The 12,578-nt window shown below is 68.5% G+C and carries 10 protein-coding genes; 5 read left to right on the forward strand and 5 right to left on the reverse strand.

Annotation, left to right across the window (positions count from 1 at the left end; genetic code table 11):
- Window positions 1-19 precede the first annotated feature (19 nt).
- Window positions 20-928: a DUF5336 domain-containing protein gene (locus NF20_RS17100; RefSeq protein WP_009975222.1), complete on the reverse strand. Its 909-nt coding sequence runs from the start codon at window positions 926-928 to the stop codon at window positions 20-22.
- Between the two features lie 243 nt (window positions 929-1,171).
- On the opposite strand from NF20_RS17100, the gene NF20_RS17105 reads away from it, so the two are divergent.
- Window positions 1,172-2,020: an LLM class F420-dependent oxidoreductase gene (locus tag NF20_RS17105; RefSeq protein WP_019732630.1), complete on the forward strand. Its 849-nt coding sequence runs from the start codon at window positions 1,172-1,174 to the stop codon at window positions 2,018-2,020.
- Between the two features lie 51 nt (window positions 2,021-2,071).
- Here the strand turns inward: NF20_RS17105 and NF20_RS17110 are convergent, their stop codons facing one another.
- Genes NF20_RS17110 through sucC form a run of 3 tightly spaced genes read right to left on the reverse strand, consistent with a single transcriptional unit; the run spans window position 2,072 to window position 5,736 of the window.
- Entirely contained in the window at window positions 2,072-3,598 is a 1,527-nt protein-coding gene (locus tag NF20_RS17110) for an acetyl-CoA acetyltransferase (RefSeq protein ID WP_033713189.1), read from the reverse strand.
- A gap of 59 nt (window positions 3,599-3,657) precedes the next feature.
- Window positions 3,658-4,560 carry a succinate--CoA ligase subunit alpha gene (gene sucD, locus NF20_RS17115; RefSeq protein WP_003872831.1) on the reverse strand — a complete coding sequence of 301 codons (903 nt, stop codon included), beginning with the start codon at window positions 4,558-4,560 and terminating at the stop codon, window positions 3,658-3,660.
- Between the two features lie 12 nt (window positions 4,561-4,572).
- Window positions 4,573-5,736, reverse strand: coding sequence for an ADP-forming succinate--CoA ligase subunit beta (gene sucC, locus NF20_RS17120; protein WP_019732632.1), 1,164 nt, complete (start codon window positions 5,734-5,736; stop codon window positions 4,573-4,575).
- Window positions 5,737-6,059: 323 nt separating this feature from the next.
- On the opposite strand from sucC, the gene NF20_RS17125 reads away from it, so the two are divergent.
- Together NF20_RS17125 and NF20_RS26540 are read left to right on the forward strand one after the other, a co-directional pair.
- Window positions 6,060-7,112, forward strand: a complete 1,053-nt coding sequence (locus tag NF20_RS17125) for a M23 family metallopeptidase (RefSeq protein WP_080710782.1) — start codon at window positions 6,060-6,062, stop codon at window positions 7,110-7,112.
- A 1-nt stretch (window position 7,113) separates the two neighbouring features.
- Window positions 7,114-7,704: a hypothetical protein gene (locus tag NF20_RS26540; protein ID WP_003872834.1), complete on the forward strand. Its 591-nt coding sequence runs from the start codon at window positions 7,114-7,116 to the stop codon at window positions 7,702-7,704.
- A 73-nt stretch (window positions 7,705-7,777) separates the two neighbouring features.
- Here the strand turns inward: NF20_RS26540 and pcrA are convergent, their stop codons facing one another.
- Window positions 7,778-10,102, reverse strand: a complete 2,325-nt coding sequence (gene pcrA / locus NF20_RS17135) for a DNA helicase PcrA (RefSeq protein WP_033713184.1) — start codon at window positions 10,100-10,102, stop codon at window positions 7,778-7,780.
- 378 nt (window positions 10,103-10,480) lie between these two features.
- Between pcrA and NF20_RS17140 the strand changes: the two genes are divergently transcribed.
- Both NF20_RS17140 and pgi read left to right on the forward strand, forming a co-directional pair.
- A complete protein-coding gene (locus tag NF20_RS17140; RefSeq protein WP_010949011.1) occupies window positions 10,481-10,801 on the forward strand; it encodes a chorismate mutase in 321 nt (106 codons plus the stop codon).
- Between the two features lie 111 nt (window positions 10,802-10,912).
- Window positions 10,913-12,577: a glucose-6-phosphate isomerase gene (gene pgi / locus NF20_RS17145; RefSeq protein ID WP_023900183.1), complete on the forward strand. Its 1,665-nt coding sequence runs from the start codon at window positions 10,913-10,915 to the stop codon at window positions 12,575-12,577.
- Window position 12,578: the final 1 nt, after the last annotated feature.

Consider the following 12,578-nt stretch of genomic DNA (forward strand, 5'->3'; position numbering starts at 1 on the left):
CTAGGCGCGACAGGGCACGTTAGGCGGGCGTCGGCCCAGACGGTGAAGAAGGCTCCTGGCCGTAGGACTGCTGGCCACCGGCCTGCTCGGAGTAATTGGCGGTCGCCGAACCGGAGTCCGATCCCCCGCCGACGTTGGGCGGCGGGCTGAAGCTGGGGAAGCCGGTGGGCGGTGTGGACGGGCCCTGCTGCTGCGCGGACTGTTGCGGGCCGGACTGCGGCGACGGCTGGGCGCCGAAACCGCCGGTCGGAGCGCCGCCCTGGCCGTAACCGCCGTACTGCGACCCGTAGCCCTGCGGCGAATGCTGCTGACCGTGCTGCTGACCACCCGGCTGGCCCCCGGGCTGACCGCCCGGCTGACCGTAGTAGGGCTGTTGCCCGTACTGGCCGTATTGCCCGTACTGGCCGTACTGCGCGTAGGGGTCGTACTTGGGCCGCGGCGCCGGCGCCGTGATCACCCCGGCGTCCAGCAGGACCACGACCACCGCGGCGATCGCCTGCAGCACCACGCACGCCACCAGCGGCCACATCGCCCAGCCGATCGCGAAACCGGCGGGCAGGTTGATCGTCTCGGTGATGGCCAGCAGCGCGGCGAGCACCGCGACGACCGCGACCACGCCCACATAACTCTTGGCCTTGGGCAGCAGGCCCAGCCCGGCGAGCAGCGCGGCCAGCAGCGCCACCACGACGGCGGTGCCGGCGTCACCCGCGCGGCCGCCGATACCCGGGCCGAGGTCGGCGCCGATGGTGAAGGTGGGGCCGAAATTCAGCAGGTAGGCCGCGAAACCCAGGGCGACCACGGCGATGTTGAGGTAGAGCGGGAGTTTGCTCTTGCCGTCGTCGTCTTTGGCGAAAGATGGTGTGGCGCCTGCATAGGTGCCGCCAGACTGCGCCGGTGGATATCCGGGGCTGCCGGGAGAGTAGGTCATGGCTCCTCCTGTTGCTTCCACTGCCTTTTAGTGCCGAGCGGGCGCCACGGTTGCGATGCGACGCGGTGCTTGCAGGCGCGTCACTGCGCGAGCGACACGGTCGATCACCCACGCTAGCGCACGTGCGACGGCCGGTGCCGTCGCCATTGGCTTGCCCGCGGGCTTCGGAGACGACCGCGCGGCGAGACGGTCCGTATCACGACAGCTTGCCCCGCAGAGGTAGAACACGTTCTAATTCACTGCATGGATTACGGGCTTGTGCTTTTCACCAGCGACCGTGGCATCTCTCCGGCTGCGGCCGCGAAGCTTGCCGACGACCACGGGTTTGCGACCTTCTACGTGCCGGAACACACGCATATCCCGATCAAGCGGGAGGCCGCGCACCCGACCACCGGCGACGCGTCGCTGCCCGACGACCGCTACATGCGCACCCTGGACCCGTGGGTCAGTCTGGGCGCGGCCTGTGCCGTCACCTCGCGGGTGCGACTGTCCACCGCCGTGGCGCTGCCCGTCGAACACGACCCGATCACGCTGGCCAAGAGCATTGCCACCCTGGACCATCTGTCCGGCGGCCGGGTCAGCCTCGGGGTCGGATTCGGTTGGAACACCGACGAACTCGCCGACCACGGCGTGCCGGCGGGCCGGCGCCGCACCATGCTGCGCGAATACCTGGAAGCGATGCGCGCCCTGTGGACGCAGGAAGAAGCGGCCTACGACGGCGAGTTCGTCAAGTTCGGGCCCAGCTGGGCCTGGCCCAAGCCGGTGCAGCCGCACATCCCGGTGCTGGTGGGCGCGGCCGGCAACGAGAAGAACTTCAAATGGATCGCGCGCAGCGCCGACGGCTGGATCACCACGCCGCGCGATTTCGACATCGACGAACCGGTCAAGCTGCTGCAGGACACCTGGGCGGCCGCCGGCCGCGACGGCGCCCCGCAGATCGTGGCGCTCGACTTCAAGCCGGACGCCGAGAAGCTGGCCCGATGGGCCGAGCTCGGGGTGACCGAGGTGCTGTTCGGCCTGCCGGACAAGTCCGAGGACGAGGTCGCCGCCTACGTCGAGCGGCTGGCCGGCAAGCTCGCCGCCCTGGTGTGACAACGACCCAGGCCACGGACGTGACGCCCAGGCCAGGCACGCGCCGCGGAATCAGGCCAGCGTGGCCCGGTTGTCCTTCTCGGTCGCCGTGACCACGATCGACGCGCCGAGCGGCTCGCCGTCGCTGAGCAGGCCGACCAGCTCGGGATCCTCGGTCAAGGCCAAAAAGCGGCTGCCGTCGTCGTCGAGGCGGCCGATGATGATGCCGGTGCGCACCGGCCAGTCGTAGCGCACGGTGTAGGTCTCGATGGTCGCGCGACCGTCCGCCCTGACGGTCACCGGAACCGTGGGACGGGCGGCGACCTCGGCGCGCAGCGCGGCGCTGTTGTCGGGTTTCCAGTTCACCGGCGTGGTCGAGTACACCCCGACGGAGTACTTGCTCATGATCCCGCCGTTGGCGGCGACCAAGCCGAACTGGCCTGGCCGGTCCCGCATTTCGCTGACCGTCTCGGCGATGCCGTGCAGCGAGTAGTTGTTGCCCGGTCCGCCGAAGTACGGCAGGCCGCCGGTGAGCGTCAGGCCGCGCGGATCGTCGGTGGCCAGGCTCGTGCCGTCGCAGAAGTTGAACACCGGCACCGGGAAGCAGCTGTACAGATCGAACGTCGAGACGTCGTCGATGCCGATGCCCGCCCCGACCAGCGCCTCCTGGACCGCCAGCACCGACGCCGAGTTGTAGGTCAGGTCGAGGCGGTCCAGCAGCGGCTGGTCCACCATGTCCGCGTGTCCGTGCAGGAACACCCAGCGCTCCTCGGGCACGCGGAACCGCCGCGCGGCGGCCACCGACATCAACAGCGCGGCCGCGCCCTGGTTGACCTGGTCGCGGGCCACCAGCAGCCGGGGGTAGGGATCGCAGATCATCCGGTTGGACGGGGTCACCGTGATGAGCTCGTCGACGCTGCGTTCCACCGGGGCGGACGCGAACGGGTTCTTGGCCGCCACCTTGGTGAACGGGGCGAACAGCTCGCCCATCCGGCGCCGGTAGTCGGCCACGCTCAAGCCCAGCCGGGCGCGGCGCGCGTTCTCCAGCAGCCCGTACTGGGCCGGCGCGCCGATCAGGCCGTGGGCGACGGTGTGGTCGTCGAACAGGCCTTCGTAGCCGAAACCCCGGTCCTCGAGCGAACCCTCGACCGTCTCGGAGTGGTCCGGCTTCTCCCGGTCGGCGAAATACCGGATGCTGGAAGTGTTTTCGGAGCCGAAGATCATCACGACCTCGGCGTCCCCCGCGGCGATGACGCCGGCGAACTCGGTGACCAGATGCTGGGGGCCCTGGCCGCCGATGGGTTCGAGGACGGCGCGGGCCGGGGCGGCGCCGATGCGCCGCGCGACCGACCGCGGGTAGTTGTTGGACTTACCCATGGGTGCAGGCGTGCGCCCGGACAGCTCGAATTGCCGGATCGCGGCGACGGTGTCGACGGCCGCGGCGACGGCGGTGGCGTCGGCCCCGCAGTCGTGCAGCGCCGCCCGCGCCGCTTCCGTCGCCAGCTCCACCGACGACATGCCGCGGTACCCGGAGTCCTCGATGCGCTCGGTGAACTGCCCCACCCCGACGATGACGGGGGTGTTCGGGTCGAGATTCATAGACCCACTATCTACCGCGGGCCGGGCCCCGGCAAAATCCGGGGCCCCACCGCGGGCCGCTACAGGCTCTGCAGGATCTCTCGGGCCAGCGCGGCCGTCTCCGACGGCGTCTTGCCGACCTTGACGCCGGCGGCCTCCAGGGCCTCCTTCTTGGCGGCCGCGGTGCCCGACGAGCCGGACACGATGGCGCCGGCGTGACCCATCGTCTTGCCTTCCGGCGCAGTGAATCCCGCGACATAGCCGACGACCGGCTTGGACACGTTGGCCTTGATGTAGTCGGCCGCGCGCTCCTCGGCGTCGCCGCCGATCTCGCCGATCATCACGATGATCTTGGTGTCGGGGTCCTTCTCGAACGCCTCGATGGCGTCGATGTGGGTGGTGCCGATGATCGGGTCACCGCCGATGCCGATCGAGGTGGAGAACCCGAAATCGCGCAGCTCGTACATCATCTGGTAGGTCAGGGTGCCGGACTTGGACACCAGCCCGACCGGCCCGGGACCGCTGATGTTGGCCGGGGTGATGCCGGCCAGCGCCTCGCCGGGCGTGATGATGCCCGGGCAGTTGGGTCCGATGATGCGGGTCTTCTGACCCTTGTCCACGTTGTAGGCCCACGCATATGCGCTGTCCTGCACCGGAATTCCCTCGGTGATGACGACCAGCAGCGGGATCTCGGCGTCGATGGCCTCGATGATGGCATCCTTGGCGAACTTCGGCGGCACGAACACCACCGACACGTTGGCGCCGGTCTCCTTCATCGCCTCGGACACCGTGCCGAACACCGGCAGTTCGACGTCCTTGCCGACCGGGTCCACGTGCGAAACCGTGGTCCCGGCCTTGCGGGCGTTGACCCCGCCCACCACCTGGGTTCCGGCCTTGAGCATCAGCGCGGTGTGCTTGGTGCCCTCGCCGCCGGTGATGCCCTGGACGATGACCTTGGAGTCCTTGTTCAAAAAGATCGACATGGCTTGGCTCCCTTACTTGTTCGCCAGCTCGGCGGCTTTGTCGGCGCCGGAGTCCATGGTCTCGGCCTGGATCACCAGCGGGTGGTTGGCTTCGGCGAGGATGCGGCGACCCTGGTCGACGTTGTTGCCGTCGAGCCGAACCACCAGCGGCTTGTTCGCCTCGTCACCGAGCATGTTCAGGGCGGTCACGATGCCGTTGGCGACGGCGTCGCACGAGGTGATGCCGCCGAACACGTTCACGAACACGCTCTTGACCTGCTTGTCGTGCAGGATGACGTCCAGGCCCGCGGCCATCACCTCCGCCGACGCGCCGCCGCCGATGTCGAGGAAGTTGGCCGGCTTGACCCCGCCGTGCTTCTCGCCCGCGTAGGCGACGACGTCCAGGGTGGACATCACCAGGCCCGCGCCGTTACCGATGATGCCGACCTGGCCGTCCAGCTTCACGTAGTTGAGGTCGTGTTCCTTGGCCTTGAGCTCCAGCGGGTCGGTGGCGTCGCGGTCCTCGAACGCGGCATGGCCGGGCTGCCGGAAGTCGGCGTTGGCGTCCAGGGTGACCTTGCCGTCCAGCGCCAGGATCTGGTCGTCGGGGGTGCGCACCAGCGGGTTGACCTCGACCAGGGTGGCGTCCTCGGCGACGAAGAGCTCCCACAGCTTGTTGATGGTGACCGCGGCCGCGTCGAGCACCTCGGCGGGCAGGTGGCCCTTCTCGGCGATGGACCGCGCGGTCGCCAGGTCCACGCCGGTGACGGCATCCACCGGCACCTTGGCCAGCCGCTCGGGCTTGGTGGCGGCCACCTCTTCGATCTCCATGCCGCCCTCGACCGAGCACATGGCCAGGTAGGTGCGGTTGGCCCGGTCCAGCAGGAAGGAGATGTAGTACTCCTCGGCGATGTCGCTGGCCTCGGACACCAGCAGCTTCTTGACGACGTGGCCCTTGATGTCCAGGCCGAGGATGTTCTTGGCGTGGGTGTAGGCGTCCTCGGGCGTGGCGGCATATTTCACGCCGCCCGCCTTGCCGCGGCCACCGGTCTTGACCTGCGCCTTGACCATGACAGGACGGCCGATCTCGGCGGCGATGTCCCGAGCACCCTCGGCGGTGTCGGTCACCCGTCCCGGCGTGGTCGGTACGTTGTGCTTGGCGAACAATTCTTTTGCTTGATACTCGAAAAGGTCCATGGACTCTCTGTCTTCGCTCGACTCAACTACTAGGCCTCTTGGTGGGCGGTGCCGCAATCGGCAACTCGCACGGACGAACTGTATCCACCCGCCAAACCGCTGCTACCGCCGCGTCCGCCGATGTGGCACAGCTCACGGGACCCGGATAGACCGGCCAGGTGATCCAAATCACAATTCCGTCGGGTTTGTGCGACGAGGTTGCCAGTCCCGCGCGTCAGCAGATACCTTCCTAGGGTCCAGATAACGTTATGGTCACGATACGAGGACATTTCAGGTTGTCCCAGCACCGTTTTGCCCGCTCTTCTGCCGTAACAACAGGCGTCGTGAGGGTAGGTCGCGCGGCAGGCGCCCGGTCGGCGGAACCCCATCGAACCGAAGTCACCGAGATCCTCCCGCTGGACGGATTCGACTTCGACGACCTTGACTTCTGTGACGACGCCGGCGATCACGGCGACCTGGACTTCAGCACCGACTCCCCCTTCGACAATGAGGCGCAGGTCTTGCTGGCGCCCGAGCTCGACGATCTGAACGAGACCGACGACCTGCGGCCGCTGTGGCTGGCCGCTCCGGTCACCGAGGTGCTGCCCCGGACCACCGTCGCGGCCCGCACCGAGCGGCGGCCGGAGCGCCCCCGCGGCGCCGACGTGGTGGGGGTGGCCCGCCGCGGCGGGCAGCATCGCAAGCAACCGACCAGCGCGGCCCGCGGCCGGCTGCTGATCTCGGCGATGGCCGCGGGCGCCGCCGCGGCCGCCGCCCACACCGCCACCAGCCACGCCGACACCCCGAAGACCGACGCGGTGCTGACCGCCAACGCGTCCTCGCTCACCGGCGGGGCGGGCGGCAGCAACACCGTCCGCGGGCCCCAGGTGATCGCGGCCGAGCCGGCGGCCACCGCCGCCCTGCACAACCAGGAGCTGGCCAAGGGCGTCGCCTTCGCCAACGACCGCGCGCAGCGCGAGGCACGCCTGCAGCAACCGCTCTACGTGATGCCGACCAAGGGCATCTTCACCTCCAACTTCGGCTACCGCTGGGGGGTGCTGCACGCCGGCATCGACCTGGCCAACTCGATCGGCACCCCGATCTACGCGGTGTCCGACGGCGTCGTCATCGAGGCCGGGCCGGCGGGCGGGTACGGGATGCTGGTCAAGCTGCGGCACGCCGACGGCACCGTCACGCTCTACGGCCACATCAACACCGCGCTGGTCAGCGTCGGCGAGCGGGTGATGGCCGGCGACCAGATCGCCACCATGGGCAACCGGGGCAACTCCACCGGCCCGCACCTGCACTTCGAGGTGCTGCAGGGCGGCACCGAGCGCATCGACCCGGTGCCGTGGCTGGCTAAGCGTGGCCTTATGGTCGGCAACTACGCTGGTTGAGGTGACCGCGCCGAACGATCCACCTTCCGGTCCGCGTCCCTCCGAGCCCGCTGCGGAGCCGTCACCGCCCTCCGACACCCGGACCCGGATCATCCGCCGCGCGCCGACCGGGCCGATTCCCGTCACGCCGGATTCACCGACCACTCACTTCGCTCCGCAACCGCCGTCGTATCGCGGCGGCCCCCGCGCGGGACGAACCGGCTACTCCGGGCTGCCGGCACTCGAGCCCAGCGACCGGACGGCCGTCGCCGCCTGCGCGGTCGCAATCGTCAGCGGCTGGGCCACCTCGGTGGTGGCCACCGACCTGATCGCCGGGTGGTGGCGGTCGGACCGGCTGTTCTGCATCGCAGTCGGGTTCCTCGCCCTGGTATTCGCCGCCACCACGGTGTCGGGGGTGATCGGGCTGCTGCAGCGCCGCTCGGTCAGCCGCTACCTGCTGCTGGCCGGCGCGCTGGTCGCTTTTCTCACCTATATCGGCGTGTTCATCGCCGGCGCCCGGGTGGCCTGGGTGGTGCACCTGCTGCCAGTATTGCCCATCGCCACGGTGGTGCTGGTGCTGTTGCCCCAGACCAAACGCTGGCTGGACGCCTGAGCGTCGCCGAACGTGCACTGACGGCGAAGATTTCGCGGGCGATTTTCTCGCACTGAATGCACGCTCGGCGCGGTTAGAGCTTGCTGATCGGGGCGTGGTTGTGCATCAGCTTCACCCGCCCGGAGCTGCCGAAGTCGATCAGTGACATCGCCGACTCGCCGGCGCCGGACACCTCCTCGACTCGGCCCAGCCCGTACTTGTCGTGCGTCACCCGGTCGCCCGGCGCCAGCACCAGCAGCGGCCGTTTGCTCATTGCGGCGCGGGTCGGGGCCGCCCGCGGGGTGCCGAACCGGCCGGCGCCGCTGACCGGTGCGCTGAACGACGGCGCCGGCGCGGTGCGCCGCCACTCGATCAGTTCCTGCGGAATCTCCCGCAGGAAGCGAGATTCCGGGTTGAGCATGGGCTGGCCCCACGACGAGCGGACGATGGCCCGGCTCAGGTAGAGCCGCTGCCGGGCCCGGGTGATGCCCACGTAGGCCAGCCGCCGCTCCTCGGAGAGTTCGACCGGATCGTCCAGCGACCGCATGTGCGGGAACATCCCGTCCTCCCAACCGGTGACGAACACCACCGGGAACTCCAGGCCCTTCGCGGTGTGCAGGGTCATCAGCGTGACCATCCCGGCGCCGTCCTCGGGGATCTCGTCGCTGTCGGAGACCAGCGAGACCCGTTCCAAGAACTCGGCCAGCACACCGGTGTCGGGCACGTCTTCGTCGTCCGCGGCGTCCAGCGACTCGTCCAGCGCGGCGGCGTTCGCCCGGTCGGTGCTGAATTCGTGTGCGACGCTGACGAGTTCGTTGAGGTTGTCCAGACGCGCCAGCTCTTGGGGATCGGTGGACGATTCCAGCTCCCGGCGGTAGCCGGTGCGTTCGAGCACCGACTCGACCAGGTCGCCGAGATCGTCGTCCAGCCGGCCGCGCAGGTCGTCCAGCAACTCGACGAAACCCGCGATCGCCTTCTCCGCGCGCGAATTCAGCATCGGCACTTTGCCTTCGGCCGCGGCCACCAGCGCGTCGGCGAAACTGGCACCGGTGTTCTCGGCGTACACCGCCACGCAGGCCTCGGCCCGATCACCGATCCCCCGGCGCGGGGTGTTGAGGATGCGCCGCATGCTCACCGCGTCGCCGGGGTTGTCCAGCACCCGCAGGTAGGCAATGATGTCGCGGATCTCCTTGCGCTCGTAAAAGCGCACTCCCCCAACGACTTTGTAGGGGATCCCGGCGCGGATGAACACCTCCTCGAAGGACCGCGACGAGTTGTTGGTGCGGTAGAAGACGGCGACGTCGTTGTAGGTGATCTCGCCCTTCTGCGCGAGCGCGTCGATCTCCTCGGCGACGAAGCGGGCCTCGTCGTGCTCGTTGTCGGCGACGTAGCCGACGATCAGCTCGCCCGCGCCGGCGTCGGTCCACAGCCGCTTGTCGCGGCGACCGGAGTTACGCGCGATCACCGAGTTGGCCGCCGACAGGATGTTCTGTGTCGAGCGGTAATTCTGTTCCAGCAGAATGGTTGTCGCGTCCGGGTAGTCGCGTTCGAAATCCTCGATGTTGCGGATGGTGGCGCCGCGGAAGGCATAGATCGACTGGTCGGCGTCGCCGACAACGCACAGCTCGCCGGGGGGAACGCCGTCCTCGGTGTCGGTGCCCACCAACTCGCGCACCAGCACGTACTGCGCGTGGTTGGTGTCCTGGTACTCGTCGACGAGCACGTGCCGGAACCGCCGCCGGTAGTGCTGGGCGATCTGCGGGAAGGCGCGCAGCACCGCCACCGTCTCGCCGATCAGGTCGTCGAAATCCAACGCGTTGGCCGCCCGCAGCCGGCGCTGGTATTCGCCGTAGACGCTTGCCACGGTGCGGGACAACTCGTCGGAATCGTCGGTGAGGTTGGCGACCGCCGCGGCGGGGTCGATCAGCTCGTTCTTCAGGTTGGAGATCGCGTTGGCCAACAGCCGCGGCGAGTAGCGCTTGATGTCCAGGCCCATGTCGCGGCCGATCATCTGCAGCAGCCGCCGCGAGTCGTCGGCGTCGTAGATCGAGAAGTTGGAATTGAGGCCCTCGATCAGCGCCGCCTGGTTGCGCAGGATGCGCACGCAGGTCGAATGAAAGGTGGACACCCACATGGCGCGGGCCCGGTTGCCCACCAGCCGCACCACCCGTTCCCGCATCTCCGCGGCGGCCTTGTTGGTGAAGGTGATGGCCAGCACCTGGCCCACCCCGACCCCCCGGGCCGCGATCAGGTAGGCGACGCGGCGGGTCAGCACCGCCGTCTTCCCCGAACCCGCCCCGGCGACGATCAGCAGCGGCGAACCCTCGTGCACCACGGCCTGGCGCTGTTGCGGATTGAGCCCCTCGAGCAATTGCTCGGCTTCGGAGACCGGCTTGGCATCTGTTACGTGCACACTCATGTCAGTCCAAACTTACCGCCGCCCACCGACGCACAGCGCCCAGTCGTCCAACCAGGTTAGTGTCCCGGCCGCCCGCCGCCGGGCCAACCGGGCCGCCGGGAGCGACGGCGTGTCGCGACGGTTGACGCGGCCCGCCGACCGGCCCGCCGGCACAATTACACCCGAGTCAAAAAGACGCAGCTCAAGTGCGGTTTTTTGCGCACGTACCGGATCTAGTGGCACACTCATTTGGTGCTCACCGTGCAGTGTTACCGGCGGTTGTCCAGCCCAAAATGGCGCCGTCGATCCGTCCACGGACACCGGTCCGCGGCGGCCGTGGTCTGACTGCTTCCGCAGAGCCCCGCGCGGGGCTCGTCTTCTCCTGAGGCCTGATACTGCATGAGACCCCAATCCCCAGATGACGACGACGACGCGGAGTCAGCAGAGATGAACACGGAAACGGTGGATCCCCGTGAGGCCACCGACATCGACCAGTTGCGCCGGGAGATCGACCGGTTGGACGCGGAGATCCTGGCCGCGGTGAAGCGACGCACCGAGGTGTCGCAGGCGATCGGCAGGGCGCGCATGGCATCGGGCGGCACCCGGCTGGTCCACAGCCGGGAGATGAAGGTCATCGAGCGCTACAGCGAGCTGGGTCCCGACGGCAAAGACCTGGCCATGCTGCTGCTGCGGCTGGGTCGGGGCCGGCTCGGGCACTGACGTCGGCGGCGCCGCGCACGTCGCGCGACCTGGCTCCGTTCCGTCGCAACCCATAGGGTCTGAACCATGAGCCGCGTCGGCGACGCGAAGCGATGAGGAGGAGCGGCGCCCATGACATCCGTGCACACCCTGCCCGACATCACCGCCACCCCGGCGTGGGACGCCCTGCGCAAACATCACGACCGCATCGGCGACACCCACCTTCGCCAGTTCTTCGAGGAAGATCCCGACCGTGGCCGCGAGCTGACAGTAACCGTCGGTGACCTCTACATCGACTACAGCAAGCACCGCGTCACCCGAGAAACCTTGCGGCTCTTGGTCGATCTGGCCCGCACGGCCAAACTCGAAGAGCGCCGCAACCAGATGTTCGCCGGGGTGCACATCAACACCTCGGAGGATCGCGCGGTGCTGCACACAGCGCTGCGACTGCCCCGGGACGCGGAACTGATCGTGGACGGCCGCAACGTCGTCGCGGACGTGCACGAGGTGCTCGACGCCATGGGCGAGTTCACCGACCGGTTGCGCAGCGGTGAATGGACCGGAGCGACCGGCAAGCGGATCAGCACCGTCGTCAACATCGGCATCGGCGGATCCGACCTCGGCCCGGTCATGGTGTACCAGGCGTTGCGCCACTACGCCGACGCGGGAATCTCGGCGCGCTTCGTGTCCAACGTCGACCCGGCCGACCTGATCGCCACCCTGGCCGACTTGGACCCCGCCACAACACTTTTCATCGTCGCGTCCAAGACGTTCTCGACGCTGGAAACCCTCACCAACGCCACGGCCGCGCGCCGCTGGATCACCGACGCCCTCGGCGACGCCGCCGTGGCGCACCATTTCGTCGCCGTCTCCACCAACAAACGCCTGGTCGACGACTTCGGCATCAACACCGACAACATGTTCGGGTTCTGGGACTGGGTGGGCGGCCGTTACTCGGTGGACTCGGCGATCGGCCTTTCGGTGATGGCCGTCATCGGCCGGGAGGCCTTCGCGGATTTCCTGTCCGGGTTCCATATCGTCGACCGGCATTTCCAGACCGCGCCGCTGGAATCCAATGCCCCTGTGCTGCTTGGGCTTATCGGCTTGTGGTACTCCAACTTCATGGGCGCGCAGTCGCGTGCGGTGCTGCCGTATTCCAACGACCTGGCCCGGTTCGCGGCCTATCTGCAGCAGCTGACCATGGAATCCAACGGCAAGTCCACCCGCGCGGACGGCAGCCCGGTCACCACCGACACCGGCGAAATCTTCTGGGGCGAACCGGGAACCAACGGTCAACACGCCTTCTATCAGTTGCTGCACCAGGGCACCCGGTTGGTGCCGGCCGACTTCATCGGTTTCAGTCAACCGATCGACGACCTGCCCACCGCCGAAGGCAGCGGCAGCATGCACGACCTGTTGATGAGCAACTTCTTCGCCCAGACCCAGGTGCTGGCGTTCGGCAAGACCGCCGAAGAGATTGCGGCCGAAGGCACTCCGGCCGACATCGTGCCGCACAAGGTGATGCCCGGCAACCGCCCGTCGACCTCGATCCTGGCCAACCGGCTCACGCCGTCGGTGCTGGGCCAGTTGATCGCGCTCTATGAGCACCAGGTCTTCACCGAGGGCGTGATCTGGGGCATCGACTCTTTCGACCAATGGGGGGTGGAGCTGGGTAAGACCCAGGCAAAGGCGCTGCTTCCGGTGATCACCGCGGACAACTCGCCGGCGCCGCAGTCGGACAGCTCCACCGACGCCCTGGTGCGCCGCTACCGCAGCGAACGCGGCCGCACCAGCTGAC

This window comes from Mycobacterium sp. MAC_080597_8934, assembly GCF_000523975.1.
Lineage (GTDB): Bacteria > Actinomycetota > Actinomycetes > Mycobacteriales > Mycobacteriaceae > Mycobacterium > Mycobacterium avium.